Here is a 17,959-nt window from a genome sequence, read left to right on the forward strand (position 1 = left end):
GCCGTTGGGGTGGGCTGCGCCTGCTCGTGTGCCCGTGCCCGTGCCCGTGCCCGTGTGCCGTTGTGCCCCTGCGCCCGTGTGCCCGTGTGCCTTGTGCCGGTGTCGGGGTGCTGTCAGGGGAGGTGGTGGCGGGCGCGGGTCGACGGGCCGCCGAAGCTTGTCGGGGGGCCTCCGTCGGGCTCCTCGGTCAGCAGGATGCCGCCCAGGACGGCGCCCGCGAGGCCGGCGGTGAAGCCGCCCGCCGAGGCGTAGGGGTTCCCGTGCGCCCGTACGTCCTGTTCGGCCAGCTCACGGGCCTGGCGGGCCAGTGCGTCCGCCTCGTCGTCGGCGCCCGAACCGAGCGCCCGGCCCGCCTGCGCCAGCCGTGCCCGTGCCTGCGCACCCACCGCCCCCCGGTGCACGGCGACGAAGTCCTCCGCCCCGCCCACCGCGCTGCGTGCGACGAGCAGCGCGCCCGCCTGCACCACTCCGGACCGCCCCGCCTCCAGCCGCTCCACGGCCCCGGCGATGCGCCGCAGCGCGTCCAGCGGGTCGTACGGCCCTCCGGTCAGCTCGCTGCGTACGGCGGCGAGCACACCGTCGGCGCGGGCGAGCCGGGCGTTCAGTTCCCCGGCGGTCAGAGCGGTCCGCCCGCCTCCCTTGCGGGCCTCGGCGATCTCCGCCTCCCCGCCGGTCAGCGCGGCCGGCACCAGTGCGGCCGCCTCCCGCAGCCGTGCCGAGAGCCGCTCGACCCCGCCGACGAGCACACCGGCCTGGGCGACGGCGCCCTCGGCCGCGCGCAGCTGCCGGGCCGCCGCTGCCCCGTCTCCCGAATCGGCGGCCTGGCGTGCCTCGTTGAGCCGTGACGTGGCGAACACCAGCCGGTCCTTCGCCTGTTCGACATACCCGGTGACGGGGGCCCCGGCGGCGGGCGCGTACCGCCGGTGCAGTTCCTCCGCCGTGGTCTGTGCGGCCGCGGTCCGCGCGGTCAGCCCCCGGAACCGCCCCTCGGCGATCTCCAGCGCCGCACCCGCGTCCTGCTCCAGCCCCCGCAGCCGGTCCAGTGCCGCCGCCTCGGCGTCCAGCCGCCGCCCCGCCTCCGCGCACCGCCCGATCACCCCCACCAGCGCCTGCCGCCGTGCCCCCTCGTCCCCCGGAACCCCCTCCTCGTACCGCCGCCAGATGGCGAACGCGGCCGAGAGCTCGGTCCTGGCGGCCTGCAGCGCATGCGCGAACGGTGCGACCGCCTCCTGCCCGAACAGCTCCTCGACGAAGCCGAGTTCCTCCTCGCTGCCGCGCACACAGTCGTCGGCCAGCACCAGCGCGGCACGGGCCTGCCGCTCGGTCTCCTGCGACGTGGGCACGGGCGGCGCCGCCGACACCATGCCCGGTGTCGTCCGGGTCCGGGCCCGCCGGGTGCGTCGCACGTACCCGTATCCGGCCAGTGCCCCGGCCGCGCCGAGCGCGACGAGCGGCATGACGAGGTCGGTGGTGGACGTCCCGTCGTGCGGGGCCGCGGCGGCACTGGCGACCGGCCCGGCCGGGTCGACGGGAACCGGACCCCGGTCACCGACCGTCATCACCGGAAACACCAGCCACCCGGCTCCCACGAGGCCACCCAGCACGGCACGCGCGATCCGCACCCGTATGCGGGCCGTGGCGCGCCGCGGGCGGCCCCGAATCAGGGAGGACGTCACATTTTGGAGCGTATGGGCAGGTAGGCGCCTTCGCGAGCGGGGTGGATGCGGGTGGGGGAAGAGACGTACAGGGGGACAGAAATGGACGAGAAGACCAACCAGCTGCAACCGGATCCCACACCCCCCGACACCGAAGAGCCCGACCACGACCGTCCCGCACCCCCCGGAACCGAGGAGCCCGCGCACGACCGCCCTGCGCCGCCCGCGACCGACGAGCCCGCGCACGACCGTCCTGCGTCGCCGGGGACCGAGGAGTCCCCGCACGACCGCCCTGTGCCGCCGGGGACCGAGGAGTCCCCGCACGACCGCCCTGTGCCGCCGCCCGGGACCGGAGAGTCCCGGGACGAGCGCCCTGCGCCGCCCGCGACCGAGGAGCCCGCGCACGACCGTCCTGCGTCGCCGGGGACCGAGGAGTCCCCGCACGACCGCCCTGTGCCGCCGCCCGGGACCGAAGAGTCCCGGGACGAGCGCCCTGCGCCGCCCGCGACCGACGAGCCCGCGCACGACCGTCCCGCACCCTCCGGGGCCGACGAGCCCTCGCACGGCCTGCCCGCACGGTCCGAGGGGGAGAGTGGCAGGTCAGCGAGCTGCCGACCCGCAGCCGCCGGCGGCGAGGACGCCGCACAGGGGCCACCCGCAGGTGACCACGAGAGCCCCACGGGTGGTGCGGGTGGGAGCACGAGGGCCGATGGCGAAGCCGAGGCGAAGCGCCCACGCCCCCGCCGCCGCACGCTCCTCGCGACCGCCCTGGTCCTCCTGCTGCTGCTCCCCCTCCTCACCGCCGAAGCAGCCCTGCGACTGAACTACACCGGCACCCCGAAACCCGGCACCCTCACCCGCCACAAGGACGCCCTCTGGCTGGGCCACGCCTGGGTGGACGGCCGTAAGTCGGCCGAGGACGTCCGGGCGCTCGCCCACCGCCTGAACGACACCGGTGTCCGCGACCTGTACATCCACGCCGGCCCCCTGGAAGACGACGGCACCCTGCCCAAGTCGTCCTACCCCGAAGCGCGTTGGCTCATTACCGCCCTGCACGATGCGGCGCCCCGCGTCCGCGTCCAGGCCTGGCTCGGCGACAAGCTGGCCAGTGAGGGCCCCGACGGCCTGCACCTGGAGCGTGCCGCCACCCGCGCCGCGATCGTCACCTCGGCCCGCCACATTCTCGCCACCGGCTTCCAGGGCACCCACTTCGACCTGGAACCGCTCCACTCCGGCGACCGCGACTACCTCTCGCTCCTGGACGACCTGCGCACCCTGACCCGCTCCCACCACGCCCTGCTCTCCGTGGCCGCCCACCAGATCGACCCGCTCCCGGCGTTCCACTCCTTCTGGGGCGCAACGACCGGCCACCCCAAGTGGTGGTCCCAGGCGTACTTCGGGCAGGTGGCCCGCCGCGTGGACCAGATCGCCGTCATGTCGTACGACACGATGCAGCCGCTGGAGAGCCTGTACGGCGGGTATGTGGCCCAGCAGACGAGCCTCGCCCTGGAGGTCACCCCGGACACCACCGACCTCCTGATGGGCCTGCCCTTCTACCAAGAGAACAACTTCGACCACTGGGCCCGCGCCGAGACCGTGCCGGCCGCCGTGCGCGGTGTCCGCCTGGGACTGTCCCGCACGGACGCCGGCCGGTCCCGCTTCGGTGTCGCCCTGTACGTCGACTTCGCGGCCACGGAGGCGGACTGGCGTGCGTACCAGGAGGACTGGGTGAGCGCCTGGCGCGATTCCGGCGCCGATGGCACCATCCCCGTCATGCGCCTGTTCATGGTGGTGGGGGCCTGGCTGGCCGCGGCGGTCTTCGCGGCGGGCGGCATCGCGGGCATCCGGGCGGACTGGGTACCGCGGTGGCTGCGCCACCGGGTGATGCGGCCGCGGCTGTGGGGCTACGGCACCCTCCTGATGACGCTCGGGCTGGCCCTGGAGCTGCTCACGGGGCCGTTGGACGTCGCCCGGTTCGGCGGGTTCGGGTTCTTCGCGTGGTGGGTGGTCTTCCTGGCCGGGGTGATCCTCCAGGTCCTGTCCCAGAGCCCCGGCCGGAACCCTACGAAGACCTCCTCCTGATCTTCGAACCCAGCCACACCAGCGGGTCGTACTTGCGGTCGACCGCGCGCTCCTTCAGAGGGATCAGCGCGTTGTCCGTGATCTTGATGTCCTCCGGACAGACCTCCGTGCAGCACTTGGTGATGTTGCAGTAGCCGAGGCCGTGTTCGTCCTGGGCCGTGCTCTTGCGGTCCAGGCCGTTCTCGGCGGCCGCGTCCAGCGGGTGCATGTCCAGCTCGGCCACCCGCATGAGGAAGCGCGGGCCCGCGAACGCCTTCTTGTTCTCCTCGTGGTCGCGCACCACATGACAGGTGTTCTGGCACAGGAAGCACTCGATGCACTTGCGGAACTCCTGCGAGCGGTCCACGTCCTCCTGGAACATGCGGTACTCGCCGGGACCGAGCCCGTCGGGCGGGACGAAGGCCGGGACCTCCCTGGCCTTCTGGTAGTTGAAGCCGACGTCCGTCACCAGGTCGCGGATCACCGGGAAGGTGCGCAGGGGAGTGACCGTGATGGTCTCCTCGCGCGTGAACACCGACATACGGGTCATGCACATCAGCCGCGGGCGGCCGTTGATCTCCGCCGAGCACGAACCGCACTTGCCCGCCTTGCAGTTCCAGCGGACCGCCAGGTCGGGTGCCTGGGTGGCCTGGAGGCGGTGGATGATGTCCAGCACCACCTCGCCGTCGTTCACCTCGACCGAGAAGTCCTCCAGGCCGCCGCCCTCGACGTCACCCCGCCACACCTTGAAGCGGGCCTCGTAGCTGCTCACTCGTAGAGCTCCTCTTCGGCGAGGTACTTGACCAGCTCCTCCTTCTCGAAGAGAGCGAGCAGGTCCGGGCGGATGGGATCGGTTGTCTCGCGGGTGAGGCGGATCCGGCCGCGGGCCGGGTCGGTCGCCGCGAGGCCCCCGGTGGGGTCGGCCGGCGCGCACAGCAGGTTCACGTTGCGCCAGGTGCGGTCCATCGTCGGGTGGTCCTCGCGGGTGTGCCCGCCGCGCGACTCCGTGCGTTCCAGGGCCGCACGGGCCACGCACTCGCTGACCAGCAGCATGTTCCTCAGATCCAGGGCCAGGTGCCAGCCCGGGTTGAACTGGCGGTGCCCCTCGATGCCGGCCCGGTGGGCGCGTACCCGCAGCTCGGCCAGCTTCTGCAGGGCCTGCTCCATCTCGCCCTCGCGGCGGATGATGCCGACCAGGTCGTTCATGGTCTGCTGGAGTTCCTGGTGGAGGGTGTACGGGTTCTCCGGCGGGCCCGCCTCGTCCTGCGTCCCGGCGGAGAAGGGCCGCAGGGCCTCCGCGGCGGCGGCGTCGACCTGGGCGTCGGCGACCGGGGGGCGCTCGCCCGCGCCCGCCGCGTACTCGGCCGCGTGCCAGCCCGCGCGGCGCCCGAACACCAGCAGGTCGGAGAGCGAGTTGCCGCCGAGCCGGTTGGAGCCGTGCATGCCGCCCGCGACCTCACCGGCCGCGAACAGCCCCGGCACCCCGCGCGCCGCCGCCGTGTCGGAGTCGACCGCGATGCCGCCCATCACGTAGTGACAGGTCGGCCCGACCTCCATCGCCTCCGCCGTGATGTCGACGTCCGCCAGCTCCTTGAACTGGTGGTACATCGAGGGCAGCCGGCGCCGGATGACCTCCGCGGGCATGCGGGTCGACACGTCCAGGAAGACCCCGCCGTGCGGCGAGCCGCGGCCCGCCTTGACCTCGGAGTTGATCGCCCGGGCCACCTCGTCGCGGGGGAGCAGTTCGGGGGGCCGCCGGTTGTGGTCCGGGTCCTCGTACCAGCGGTCCCCCTCCTCCTCCGACTCGGCGTACTTCTCCTTGAAGACGTCCGGGACGTAGTCGAACATGAACCGCTTGCCCTCGGAGTTCCTGAGCACCCCGCCGTCCCCGCGGACCGACTCCGTGACGAGGATGCCCTTGACCGACGGCGGCCAGACCATGCCCGTCGGATGGAACTGCACGAACTCCATGTTCAGCAGGGGTGCCCCCGCCAGCAGCGCGAGGGCGTGCCCGTCGCCGGTGTACTCCCAGGAGTTCGAGGTGACCTTGAAGGACTTGCCGATCCCGCCGGTCGCGAGGACCACCGCGGGGGCTTCGAGGACGAAGAAGCGGCCGGACTCGCGGTCGTAGGCGAAGACGCCCGAGACGCGGTCGCCCCCGGCCGCGCCGCCGTCGGGACCGGTCTTCAGGATCCGGGTGACCGTGCACTCCTGGAACACCTTCAGCCGGGACTCGTAGTCCCCGGTCTCCCGCTTGTCCTCCTGCTGGAGGGCCACGATCTTCTGCTGGAGGGTGCGGATCAGCTCCAGGCCGGTGCGGTCGCCGACATGGGCCAGCCGGGGGTACTCGTGGCCGCCGAAGTTGCGCTGCGAGATCCGGCCGTCCTTGGTCCGGTCGAACAGCGCGCCCCAGGTCTCCAGTTCCCACACCCGGTCGGGGGCCTCCTGGGCGTGCAGTTCGGCCATCCGCCACTGGTTGAGGAACTTGCCGCCACGCAGGGTGTCGCGGAAGTGGACCTGCCAGTTGTCGTGCTCGTTGGCGTTGGCCATGGCCGCGGCGATGCCGCCCTCGGCCATCACGGTGTGCGCCTTGCCGAACAGCGACTTGCAGATCACCGCCGTACGGGCGCCCCGCTCCCGTGCCTCGATCGCGGCCCGCAGTCCGGCGCCGCCCGCACCGACCACGACGACGTCCCACTCCTGCCGGTCCACCACGGACATCAATCAGTTCCTCACTAGAAGAAGCGCGGATCGTCGAAGACCCCGGACGCGACGAGATAGACGTAGAAGTCCGCGAGCGCCACGCTCAGCAGGGACGCCCAGGCCAGCTGCATGTGGCGGGCGTTCAGCCGCCCCACGTACTGCCACGCCCGGTAGCGCACGGGGTGCTTCGAGAAGTGTTTGATCTTGCCGCCGACGATGTGCCGGCAGGAGTGGCAGGAGATCGTGTACGCCCAGATCAGGGTGATGTTGACGAGGAAGACGACCGTGCCGAGGCCCATGTGGCCCCAGCGGTAGTGCGTGTCGCGGAAGGACAGCACGGTGTCGTAGGTCAGCACGCCGGCGACCAGCAGGGCGGCGTAGAAGAAGTACCGGTGGACGTTCTGGAGGATCAGCGGGAAGCGGGTCTCGCCGGTGTAGGTGCTGTGCGGCTCGGCGACCGCGCAGGCCGGCGGGGAGGCCCAGAAGCTGCGGTAGTACGCCTTGCGGTAGTAGTAGCAGGTCAGACGGAAGCCGAGCGGGAAGATCAGGATGATGATCGCGGGGGAGATGCCCCACCAGCTGCCGAAGAGGTCGGCGTTCGGCCCGCCGTGCATGGTCCGGCAGTTCTGGGCCAGGCACGGCGAGTAGAACGGGGAGACGTACGGCGCCGCGTAGTAGTGCGTGTTCGCGAAGGCCCGCCAGGTCGAGTAGACGACGAAGGCGAACAGACCGGCCGCGGTGACGGCGGGCGCCAGCCACCAGCGGTCGGTCCGCAGATGCGGGGCGGCGATCGCGGCGCGCCTACGGCTGTGTACGCCGCCGCTGTTCTGTTGATGTTCCGTACCAGTCGCCAAGGGAGCACTCCGGTCGGTTCAGGGTTCGGGGCGTGCCGGTCGCACGCGCCCTTCAGGGGGCGTGCCGGTCGCGGGCGCCCAGTCCCTCGTCGTCCGAGTCCGTCCACAGGCTGATGTCGTAGGGCGTGTCGGAGATGGTGACGAGGTCGGGCCGGCTCGGGGCGGCCCCGGTGGCAGCCGCCTGACGCAGCAGCGCCACGCTCTCGCGCAGATGGTCGGAGTCCGTCCGGACCCGGCGCATCTCCAGGGTGCCGCTGCCCAGCTGGCTCTCCAGGCGCCCCAGCGACCGGTGGAGGTCGTCGAGACAACGCTGGACCGATGTCAGTTCGTCGTGCACGGACATGACTTGCCCTCACTTCCACGGGTCTTGCGGGCCCTGGGCGGCAACGTTCATGCGCCTTGGAGTGTTGCGCCTCACACCTGCTGCTGTGAAGAGATGTGCACCGATTGGCCGAGGCGTACGGATGCACATTGGTGTGTATTGCGCCGCACGGGTGGCTTGCCGTCCGTCGTCGCCGTGTCTCCCGCTCTCGCCGGATCCTTTCCTCTTCAGTGGGCGCATAGATCTGATCAGCTCCATATACCGCCAAAAGTGATCATAACGCCCGAGGCTTCCCGGAGGTAGCAGAGATGTCCCACGACGGCGTCGGACTGCGCGCGGTGATGCGCTCGGTCGCCTTCCTGACCGCGGGGGCCCTCGTGGTGCCCCTCCTCGCGGGGTGCGGCTCCGACGACGACGCAGCGGGACAGCCCCTGGCCAAGCAGGACATCGCCCCCGTCGCCCGCGACCAGGTCGCCGCGGGCGGCACCCTGAAGTGGGCCGTGGACGCCGTACCGGAGACCCTGAACACCTTCCAGGCGGACGCCGACGCGGGCACCACCCGCGTCGCCCAGGCCGTACTGCCGTCGATGTTCCGCGAGGACGCCTCGGGACGCCCGGTGGCCAACCCCGCCTACCTGGAGTCCGCCGAGGTCATCGAGACCGAACCGCGCCAGGTGGTGCAGTACAAGCTGAACCAGCAGGCCGTCTGGAGCGACGGCCGGGAGATCGGTGCCGCCGACTTCGTCGCCCAGTGGCGCGCCCTGTCCGGCCGGGACAGCGCCTACTGGACCGCCCGCAACGCCGGCTACGACCGCATCGAGAAGATCGAGCGCGGCGCGAACGACCTCCAGGTCCGGGTCACCTTCTCCCGCCCCTACGCCGACTGGAAGTCGCTGTTCTCGCCGCTGTACCCCAAGGACGTCATGGGCACCCCGGACGCCTTCAACGACGGCGCCCGCCGCAAGCTGAAGGTCACCGCGGGCCCCTTCAACCTCCAGAAGGTCGACACCGCCGCGAAGGACGTCGTCCTCGCCCGCAACCCGCGCTGGTGGGGCAGGCCCGCCAAGCTCGACCAGATCGTGCTGCATGCCGTACCCCGCGAGGACCGGGTGGCGGCGCTCGCCGACGGGAGCCTGGACCTGGCCGAGGTGGACGCCTCCGACGCCGAGCGGATCACCCTGGCCACCAGCCAGAAGGGCGCCGGCAGCCCGCTGCAGGGCGCCGGGAAGACCTCCGCCAAGAGGCTGCGCAGCTGGGCCCTCGCGCACGGCTTCGACTCCGACGCGGTGCATGCGAGCAAGAAGAAGCTGCGCAAGGCCATCACCCGGTACCTGGAGCAGCAGCAGGAGCTGCGTGCCTTCGACGTCCGCAAGTCGCTGGAGCCCGCCTACACCCAGCTGGCCCTCAACGGCGCCGCCGGCCCCCTCGCCGACGACCGGGTCCGCCGGGCCGTCGCCCGCGCCCTGAACCGCGAGGAGCTGGCCAGGATCGTGCTGACCCCGCTGGGCCTGCCCGCAGCCCCGGTCGGCAGCCACCTGGCCCTGTCCGGGCAGGCCGCCTACGGCGACGGCAGCGGAGCGCTGGGCGGCCAGGACACCCAGGAGGCGGCCTCGCTGCTCGCGGACGCCGGCTGGGTGGCCGGGGGACCGGTGAAGGAGGAGAAGAAGAAGGGCGAGAAGGCGGCCGGCCCGCAGAGCGGCAAGCGGGACAAGGACAAGGAGGAGGAGTCCGAGGGCGGCCAGGACGGCGAGTACATCGTCGGCGAGGACGACAGCAAGGGCAAACACCACGAGTCGGCCGAGGAGAAGCGGGAGAAGAGCGACGAGGGCGGCAAGCACCTCGCGCAGGACGGCCGGCAGGACCTCAAGCGCGGCAGCGCGCCGGGCGCGTACGCGCCGCAGGGCACGGCGGCCCCGGCCGGCGCCGTCAACGGGCAGCTCGCCAAGGACGGCAAGGCGCTCGCGCTGCGCTTCGTCCTGCCGTCGGGACCCGGGGCCGAGACGCTGAACACGGTGGCCGAGCAGATCTCCGGGATGCTGGAGAAGGTCGGGATCCGCACGACGATCACCAAGGTCTCCGACGAGAGCTACTTCAAGGACCACATCGCCGCCGGCGACTACGACCTCGCCCTGTACTCCTGGCCCTCCACCGCCTTCCCCGCGACCGACGCGCGCCCGATCTACGCCAAGCCGGTGCCGGCGGCGGACGGGTCGGTGAGCGTCGAGCAGAACTACACGCGGGTCGGTACCGATCAGGTCGACCAGCTCTTCGACCAGGCCGCCGGGGAGCTGGACGAGGGCGAGGAGCACGACCTGATCCGCAAGGCGGACTCGCGGATCTGGGCGGAGGCGGGATCGATCCCGCTCTACCAGCGGCCCCAGCTGGTGGGCGTGCGCAAGGATCTCGTCAACGCCGGGGCGTTCGGGTTCCAGACACCGGTCTACGAGGACATGGGCTTCCTGAAGAAGGGGGCGAAGATCTCGCCGAGCCCGAGCAAGGGGTAGGGGACGCTGCAGGGGCGCTCCCCTCGTGCCGGCCGGCTGCCCGTCCGGCCGATGATGAGCTGCCTGACCTGCGCAGACCTATCCCGGCGAGCCGCATCCTCAGCGGCCCCGTACCATGGGGTGAGGCCGTGGCGTGTCAAGCCCGGCAGGCCCGCGTCACACGGACGTACGCACCAGGGCCTTCTCACCACTCTGGGAGTTCGCCGCACTATGGCCACGCGCCACGACATCCGCAACGTCGCCATCGTCGCCCACGTCGACCACGGCAAGACCACCATCGTCGACGGCATGCTGAAGCAGGCCGGTGCCTTTGCCGCCCACCAGCTCGAAGGCGTCGACGACCGCATGATGGACTCGAACGACCTGGAGCGTGAGAAGGGCATCACGATCCTCGCCAAGAACACGGCGGTCAAGTACCACCCGAAGGACGGCGGGGACCCGATCACCATCAACATCATCGACACCCCCGGCCACGCCGACTTCGGCGGCGAGGTCGAGCGTGGTCTGTCGATGGTGGACGGTGTGGTGCTCCTCGTCGACGCCTCCGAGGGCCCGCTGCCGCAGACCCGCTTCGTGCTGCGCAAGGCCCTCCAGCAGCGCCTGCCCGTCATCCTGTGCATCAACAAGACGGACCGCCCGGACTCCCGGATCGACGAGGTCGTCAACGAGACCTACGACCTCTTCCTGGACCTGGACGCGGACGAGGAGCAGATCGAGTTCCCGATCGTCTACGCCTGCGGCCGTGACGGCATCGCCTCGCTGACCAAGCCGGACAACGGCACGGTCCCGGCCGACTCCACCAGCCTGGAGCCGTTCTTCTCCACGATCCTGGAGCACATCCCGGCCCCGACCTACGACGAGGAGGCCCCGCTCCAGGCGCACGTCACCAACCTCGACGCCGACAACTTCCTCGGCCGTATCGCGCTGCTCCGTGTCGAGCAGGGCGAGCTGCGCAAGGGCCAGACGGTGGCCTGGATCAAGCGCGACGGGTCCATCAGCAACGTGCGCATCTCCGAGCTGATGATGACCGAGGCGCTGACCCGCAAGCCCGCCGAGAAGGCCGGCCCGGGTGACATCTGCGCCGTCGCCGGTATCGCGGACATCATGATCGGCGAGACCCTCGCCGACACCGAGAACCCGGTCGCGCTGCCGCTGATCACGGTCGACGAGCCCGCGATCTCCATGACCATCGGCACCAACACCTCGCCGCTGGTCGGCCGTGGCGGCACCGGCAAGGGCGCCGACAACAAGGCGGCCGTCAAGGACCGCAAGGTCACCGCCCGCCAGGTCAAGGACCGCCTCGACCGCGAGCTGATCGGTAACGTCAGCCTCCGGGTCATGGACACCGAGCGCCCCGACGCCTGGGAGGTGCAGGGCCGCGGTGAGCTGGCGCTGGCCATCCTGGTCGAGCAGATGCGCCGCGAGGGCTTCGAGCTGACCATCGGCAAGCCCCAGGTGGTCACCAAGGTCGTCGACGGCAAGACGTACGAGCCCGTCGAGCGCATGACGGTCGACGTGCCCGAGGAGCACATGGGCGCGGTCACGCAGCTCATGGGTGTCCGCAAGGGCCGGATGGACAACATGTCGAACCACGGCTCCGGCTGGGTCCGCATGGAGTTCGTCGTGCCGTCCCGCGGTCTGATCGGCTTCCGGACCGAGTTCCTGACCCAGACCCGCGGCACCGGCATCGGCCACTCGATCCACGAGGGCTTCGAGCCCTGGTTCGGCCCCCTGCAGACGCGTAACAACGGCTCGCTGGTCGCCGACCGCTCCGGTGCCGTCACCGCCTTCGCGATGACGAACCTCCAGGAGCGCGGTGTGCTCTTCACCGAGCCGGGCACCGAGGTGTACGAGGGCATGATCGTCGGCGAGAACTCGCGCTCCGACGACATGGACGTCAACATCACCAAGGAGAAGAAGCTCACGAACATGCGGTCGTCCTCGGCCGACTCGTTCGAGGCGATCGTGCCGCCGCGCAAGCTCTCGCTGGAGCAGTCGCTGGAGTTCTGCCGCGACGACGAGTGCGTCGAGGTGACCCCGGAGGCGGTTCGCATCCGCAAGGTGAACCTGGACGCCCGTGAGCGCGCCCGCGCCGCGAGCCGCGCCAAGCACGGCTGATCGAGGGCCGGGTCCGGCCCCATAACACGGCCGGACGAGGCCCTATAGCACTTCACTTGAGCCCGGGTGCCCCCTGCTGGGGGGCACCCGGGCTTTGTGCAACCCATTTTTCGGCGGGATGTGTCCGTAATGCGGAGATCCCGGACCGATACCCATGTAACACGTCCGTTTCGCGGCCTTCTCCCGGCGAACAGTTTGTCCAGTTTTTGGAAGTTGTTCGCTCCAGCTGTGACTGAATTGAGATTTAAAGACGGTGGTCGCCACCTGGCTCATGGCAGATAGTTAGCCGCGTAGCGCTCGGGTCAATGGGTCTCGCGCTGTGGGGACAGCGCCGACTCACGAGCACCAGGGGGTGTCTGACCCTCCGTCAGGGGTGTCGGAGGGAAGACGGAAGCCCTCTCCTGTCGGTGAACGCGTGAAGTCATGAGGAGGAACCCCCATGCGCGGTGTCACAAGCGCCAGATGGGTCAGTTCGTCACTTCCAGCGGTGTGATTCGGCTTTAGGACTACGCGCGTCCGGCTGCGGCCACGCGCGTCCTCGGAGTACCCGGACACCTCTCACACCCATATCTGTGAAACGGACGAACCGTGACAAGTCCTATCGACATCGAGGGCGGCGGGACTTCGGTCGTCGTCGACGGCGAACCAGGGCCGGAGACGCAACCCGAGGCCAGGAGGCTCCAGGGCCGGTCCCCCGGCCAGCTGATGTGGATCCGCTTCAAACGTGACCGTACCGGCGTCATCTGCGCCGTCGTGGTCATCGGCTACTTCGTCGTCGCCCTGCTCGCACCGCTGCTGGTCAAGCTGCCGGGTACGAATCCGTACACGCTGTACGGGCAGGATCCCACCTACGCCGACAAGCCCGTCCTGGACCAATTCGGCCTGCCGCTCGGCTACTTGGGCGGAGTCTCGGGCGACCACTGGTTCGGCGTCGAGCCGCAGTACGGCCGCGACCTGTACGCCATGCTGCTGTACGGCATGCGGACCTCGCTGTACATGGCACTCGGCATCACCGTCCTGGTCATGGTCACGGGGGTCGTGGTCGGCCTGATCGGCGGCTACTTCGGCGGCCGCACGGACTACTGGATCGGCCGTGCCACCGACTTCTTCCTCTCCTTTCCGCAACAGCTGTTCTTCATCGCCTTCATGCCCGTGGTGACCTCGTTCTTCGTGAACCCGCGCGAGGCGACCCCGACGTACTTCCGCGCCCTGGCCATGCTGATCGTGCTGTGGCTGCTGGGCTGGATGGGCATGGCCCGCCTCGTCAGGTCGACGGTACTGTCCCTGCGGGAAAGGGAGTTCGTCGAGGCGGCCAAGGTCTCGGGCGCCTCGCCCTGGCGGATCGTGCGCAAGGAGATCCTGCCGAACGTCGTGACCCCGATCCTGGTGCAGTTCACCTACACGCTGCCCAGCACGATCCTCAGCATCGCCTTCCTCTCCTTCGCGGGCGTCGGCTTCGTCGAGCCGACCCCGGACTGGGGCCGCCTCTTCGCCGCCGGCGCCCGGTACGCCGAGCAGGACCCGGCGTTCATGTTCTTCCCCGGAGTGGCACTGGTGATCTTCGTCCTGTGCTTCAACCTCCTCGGTGACTCCGTACGGGACGCGTTCGACCCCAAGTCCGGGCGATAGGCCGTCCGTTGGGTGGGGGTGGCTGCCGCCCCCGGTCGGCCCGTCGGGCCGGCGCCCGGCAGAACTCACGGATAACAACAGCGACAGGTAGGTGGATTCGCCACATGTTGTCTCACAGCTCACGCAGAGCGCGCGCCGTCGTCATAGCCCTCGCGGCCGGCTCCCTGGTCCTGACGGCGGCCTGCTCGAAGAACACGGGCGGGAAGTCCGGCACGGACTCCAAGAAGGACCAGAACCAGGCCGCGGTCCAGTCGAAGGCGGTCACCTACGTCGACGCCGCCGGTTCGACCGGACCCGCCAAGGACGTCCCCGGCGCCCGGAGCGGCGGCACCATCACGGTCTACCAGGAGGCCGGCCTCTCCCACCTGGACCCGGGCCAGATCTATGTCTCCGACGCCGGCCAGGTCGCCAACCTGCTCTTTCGCCGTCTGACCCAGTTCCAGGAGGACGACAAGGGCAACGTCTCGGTCGCCGGCGACCTCGCCACCGACTCCGGCAAGTCCTCCGACGGCGGCAAGACCTGGACCTTCACCCTGAAGGACGGCATCAAGGACGAGAACGGCAACGCCATCACCTCGGCCGACGTCCGCCACAGCATCGAGCGCCTGTACGCGAAGTTCATCTTCGACGGCCCCACCTACCTGCAGACCTGGCTGAGCGGCGCCGACTACCGCAAGGCGCTGCCCGGCGGCGGCTTCGACGGCAAGCACCTGCCGGCCAAGGTGCTGGACACCCCGGACGACAAGACGATCGTCTTCCACTTCGACACACCGCGTCAGGACCTGCCGCAGACGCTCGCCATGGCCGGTTACGCCATCGTCCCGGCGAAGGCCGACACCAAGGAGAAGTACGAGAAGAAGCCGGACGCCACCGGTCCGTACAAGATCGCCGAGAACAAGGCCGGCAAGCTGCTGAAGCTGGTCAAGAACACCAACTGGGACCCGAAGACCGACTCCGTGCGCCACCAGTACGCGGACGGGTTCAACATCCAGTTCGGCGTCACCGAGTCGACCCAGACCAAGCGGCTGATCGCCGACGAGGGCGACAACAAGAACGCCATCCAGCTCACCAACGGCGTCGAGGCCACCCAGATCCAGGACGTCATCAACAACCCCGAGGCCAGCAAGCGCACGGTCAAGGGCTACCAGCCCTACGTCATGCAGCTGACCTTCAACCTCGACCGGGTCAAGGACATCAAGGTCCGCAAGGCCGTCGCCTACGCGGTCAACTCCAAGTCCCTCATCGCCGGCGAGGGCGGTGTCTACGGCGGTGACGTCGCCCCGAACTACTTCGCCCCGACGCTGCCCGGCTACGAGCCGGCCTACGACCCCTACGGCCGGCTGAAGACCCCGCAGGGCAACATCGCCAAGGCCAAGGAACTCCTCAAGGACGTCCCGGCGTCGGAGAAGAAGCTCGTCTTCGCCTACGGCAACAGCGAGAACGGCCAGAAGCGCAAGGTCGCCATCGAGGACGCGCTCACCAAGGTCGGCTTCACCATCGTCTCCAAGGAGATCGACGCCGCCAGCTACTACGAGCAGATCGGCAAGCTCAAGAACCCCTACGACATCTACATCAGCGGCTGGGGCCAGGACTGGCCGTCCCCGGCCACGGTCGTCACGCCGATCTACGACGGCTCGCAGGTCTTCGACGGCTCCTCGAACTACTCGCACGTCAAGGACCCGAAGGTCGACGCCCTCATCAAGAAGGCGCTGACCGAGAAGCCGGCCGAGGCCGCCAAGACGTGGAAGGAAGCGGAGCACTACCTGCTGGAGAACGTCGTCCCGTCGGCCCCGCTGTGGTACACGAAGCAGTTCCAGATCTCCGGTTCCAACGTGGGCGGTGCCCGCTACGGCTCGGTGTCCAGCCTCATCGACATCACCCGGCTGTACCTGAAGTCGTGAGCCGCATCTGACCGCGGGGGCACGCACCAGGCGAGCGTGCCCCCGCGCCCGGGCCCTGTCACCGGGCCTCGTGTCCGGGCTCCGCGCCCGGGCCCCGCGTCCGGCGCACCCTCCCCACCGTCCGACCAGAGAGCAGCCAGCCCGCCATGCTTCAGTTCATCATCCGGCGCACGGTCGGCGCCTTCGTCACGCTCTTCCTCATCGGGGCGGCGACGTTCTTCCTGTTCGTGGCCGCACCGTCCGACTACGCGTCCCTGGCCTGCGGCAAGGACTGTACGCCCCAGCGACTGGCGGACATCCGGGACGCCCTGGGCCTCAACCTGCCGCTGGCCCAGCAGTTCTGGGACTTCATGTCCGGCATCGTGACGGGCCGTGACTTCCCGACCGGTCACTGCTCGGCTCCGTGTCTGGGCGTGTCGTTCTACTCGGGGGACATGGTCTGGAGCACCATCATGGACCGGTTCCCGCTGACCCTCACGCTGACCGTCGGAGGGGCGATCGTCTTCCTGATCCTCGGCATCGGCGCGGGCATGATCGCCGCCTACCGGCGGGGGACCGTCGTGGACAAGGTCGCCACGGGCGCGTCGATGGTGCTCAGTTCGTTCCAGATCTACTTCCTCGGGCCCATCGTGCTGACCATCCTCGTCTACAGCACGGGCTGGATGGAGGACCCGAAGTACGTCCCCGTCACCCAGGACCCGGTCGGCTGGTTCGTCGGCATGTCGATCCCGGTGTGCGTGATGGCGACCATCTTCACCGCGCAGTACACCCGTATGGCCCGCTCCTCGATGATCGAGCAGCTGGCCGAGGACCATGTGCGCACCGCCCGCGCCAAGGGCATGTCACGCAAGTACGTCTTCTTCCGCTACGCCTGGCGCGGCTCGCTCATCCCGATCGTCACCGTGCTCGGCATCGACCTCAGCGCGCTGCTCGGCGGTGCCGTCGTCACCGAACTGACCTTCTCCCTGCAGGGGATCGGCCGGCTCGCGGTGGACGGCGCGGTCAACAAGGACCTGCCGCTGACGATGGGCGTCATGCTCTTCGGCGCCTTCTTCATCCTGATCCTGAACATCCTGACCGACATCACCTACGCGTGGATCGACCCGCGCATCCGGCTCTCCTAGGAAGAACGAGCATTGTGACCACCATGACCAAGGCCGCGGGCGAACCGGCCCCGGCGGGGCCGGACGGCTTCCTGTCGGTACGCGACCTGCAGGTGACGTTCTCCACGGAGGACGGCCCGGTCAAGGCCGTCGACCGGCTCTCCTTCGACCTGCACCGCGGCAGGACCCTCGGCATCGTCGGTGAATCGGGTTCCGGGAAGTCGGTCACCAACCTGACGATCCTGGGGCTGCACGACCCCCTGTTCACCACGATCGACGGCGAGATCCTGTTCGACGGCAAGGAACTGATCACCGCCACCGAGAAGGAGATGGAGAAGCTCCGCGGCAACCGGGTGGCGATGATCTTCCAGGACCCGCTGACCGCGCTGTCGCCCTTCTACACGGTCGGCCGGCAGATCGCCGAGCCGTTCATGAAGCACCGCGGCGTCTCCAAGAAGGCGGCCTGGGAACGCGCCGTGGAGATGCTCGCCAAGGTCGGCATCCCCAACCCCGCGGAGCGGGCCCGGGACTATCCGCACCAGTACTCCGGCGGTATGCGCCAGCGCGCGATGATCGCCATGGCGCTGATCTGCAACCCGGACCTCCTGATCGCCGACGAGCCGACCACGGCGCTGGACGTGACCGTGCAGGCGCAGATCCTCGACCTGCTCAAGGACCTCCAGCAGGAGTTCGGCTCGGCGATCGTCTTCATCACCCACGACCTCGGTGTCATCGCCGACATGGCCGACGACATCATGGTGATGTACGCGGGGCGCGCGGTGGAGCGCGGCACGGTCGACGAGGTCCTCAGGTCCCCGCAGCACCCGTACACCTGGGGCCTGCTGAACTCGATGCCCCGGCTGGACTCGGACCTCGCCACCCCGCTCTCGCCCATTCCCGGTGCCCCGCCGAGCCTGCTCACCCCGCCGCCCGGCTGCCGCTTCCACCCCCGGTGCACCTTCCAGGAGCGGGTCGGCGGCAACCGCTGTGCCACCGAGCGTCCGCTGCTGGCACCGGACCGCTCCTCCGCGTGTCATCTGACGGCGGAACAGAAACGGACCATCTTCGTCGACGAGATCAGGCCCCGTCTGGGCTAGGAGGACACCCGT

11 protein-coding genes and 1 pseudogene are annotated in these 17,959 nt (G+C 69.9%); 7 read left to right on the top strand and 5 right to left on the bottom strand.

Annotated elements, in window-relative coordinates; translation table 11 throughout:
* Positions 1 to 113: 113 nt before the first annotated feature.
* Positions 114 to 1,676 (bottom strand): hypothetical protein, encoded by a 1,563-nt coding sequence (locus tag ACFZCP_RS01845; protein WP_391423156.1) that lies wholly within the window; start codon positions 1,674 to 1,676, stop codon positions 114 to 116.
* Between the two features lie 546 nt (positions 1,677 to 2,222).
* On the opposite strand from ACFZCP_RS01845, the pseudogene ACFZCP_RS01850 reads away from it, so the two are divergent.
* Positions 2,223 to 3,386: pseudogene (locus ACFZCP_RS01850) on the top strand (hypothetical protein); the annotation flags it as partial.
* 331 nt (positions 3,387 to 3,717) lie between these two features.
* Here ACFZCP_RS01850 and ACFZCP_RS01855 read toward each other — a convergent pair.
* The 4 genes from ACFZCP_RS01855 to ACFZCP_RS01870 are packed head-to-tail and all read right to left on the bottom strand — an operon-like array spanning position 3,718 to position 7,616.
* Positions 3,718 to 4,488 (bottom strand): succinate dehydrogenase/fumarate reductase iron-sulfur subunit, encoded by a 771-nt coding sequence (locus ACFZCP_RS01855; protein ID WP_391423158.1) that lies wholly within the window; start codon positions 4,486 to 4,488, stop codon positions 3,718 to 3,720.
* Positions 4,485 to 6,437 carry a fumarate reductase/succinate dehydrogenase flavoprotein subunit gene (locus ACFZCP_RS01860; protein ID WP_362688036.1) on the bottom strand — a complete coding sequence of 651 codons (1,953 nt, stop codon included), beginning with the start codon at positions 6,435 to 6,437 and terminating at the stop codon, positions 4,485 to 4,487. The genes ACFZCP_RS01855 and ACFZCP_RS01860 overlap by 4 nt, the downstream gene beginning before the upstream one ends.
* Positions 6,438 to 6,451: 14 nt before the next feature.
* Complete coding sequence (locus ACFZCP_RS01865; protein WP_391423160.1) at positions 6,452 to 7,273, bottom strand: hypothetical protein; 822 nt, start codon at positions 7,271 to 7,273, stop codon at positions 6,452 to 6,454.
* A 52-nt stretch (positions 7,274 to 7,325) separates the two neighbouring features.
* Positions 7,326 to 7,616 carry a hypothetical protein gene (locus tag ACFZCP_RS01870; protein WP_362688030.1) on the bottom strand — a complete coding sequence of 97 codons (291 nt, stop codon included), beginning with the start codon at positions 7,614 to 7,616 and terminating at the stop codon, positions 7,326 to 7,328.
* Positions 7,617 to 7,903: 287 nt separating this feature from the next.
* Between ACFZCP_RS01870 and ACFZCP_RS01875 the strand changes: the two genes are divergently transcribed.
* The 6 genes from ACFZCP_RS01875 (at position 7,904) to ACFZCP_RS01900 (ending at position 17,947) form a co-directional block, all read left to right on the top strand.
* On the top strand, positions 7,904 to 10,099 hold the full coding sequence (locus ACFZCP_RS01875) for an ABC transporter substrate-binding protein (RefSeq protein ID WP_391423162.1): 2,196 nt from the start codon (positions 7,904 to 7,906) through the stop codon (positions 10,097 to 10,099).
* 210 nt (positions 10,100 to 10,309) lie between these two features.
* A complete protein-coding gene (typA, locus tag ACFZCP_RS01880; protein ID WP_391423164.1) occupies positions 10,310 to 12,217 on the top strand; it encodes a translational GTPase TypA in 1,908 nt (635 codons plus the stop codon).
* A 588-nt stretch (positions 12,218 to 12,805) separates the two neighbouring features.
* Positions 12,806 to 13,846, top strand: coding sequence for an ABC transporter permease subunit (locus ACFZCP_RS01885; RefSeq protein ID WP_391423166.1), 1,041 nt, complete (start codon positions 12,806 to 12,808; stop codon positions 13,844 to 13,846).
* Positions 13,847 to 13,950: 104 nt separating this feature from the next.
* Positions 13,951 to 15,747 (top strand): ABC transporter substrate-binding protein, encoded by a 1,797-nt coding sequence (locus tag ACFZCP_RS01890; protein ID WP_391423168.1) that lies wholly within the window; start codon positions 13,951 to 13,953, stop codon positions 15,745 to 15,747.
* Positions 15,748 to 15,893: 146 nt separating this feature from the next.
* The gene (locus tag ACFZCP_RS01895) at positions 15,894 to 16,871 is read left to right on the top strand and encodes an ABC transporter permease (RefSeq protein ID WP_362688015.1); all 978 of its coding nucleotides are present in this window, start codon (positions 15,894 to 15,896) and stop codon (positions 16,869 to 16,871) included.
* 14 nt (positions 16,872 to 16,885) lie between these two features.
* Positions 16,886 to 17,947: an oligopeptide/dipeptide ABC transporter ATP-binding protein gene (locus ACFZCP_RS01900; RefSeq protein WP_391423171.1), complete on the top strand. Its 1,062-nt coding sequence runs from the start codon at positions 16,886 to 16,888 to the stop codon at positions 17,945 to 17,947.
* The last annotated feature ends 12 nt before the right edge of the window (positions 17,948 to 17,959 follow it).

It is taken from the genome of Streptomyces sp. NPDC007971, assembly GCF_042958635.1.
Taxonomy (GTDB): Bacteria; Actinomycetota; Actinomycetes; order Streptomycetales; family Streptomycetaceae; genus Streptomyces.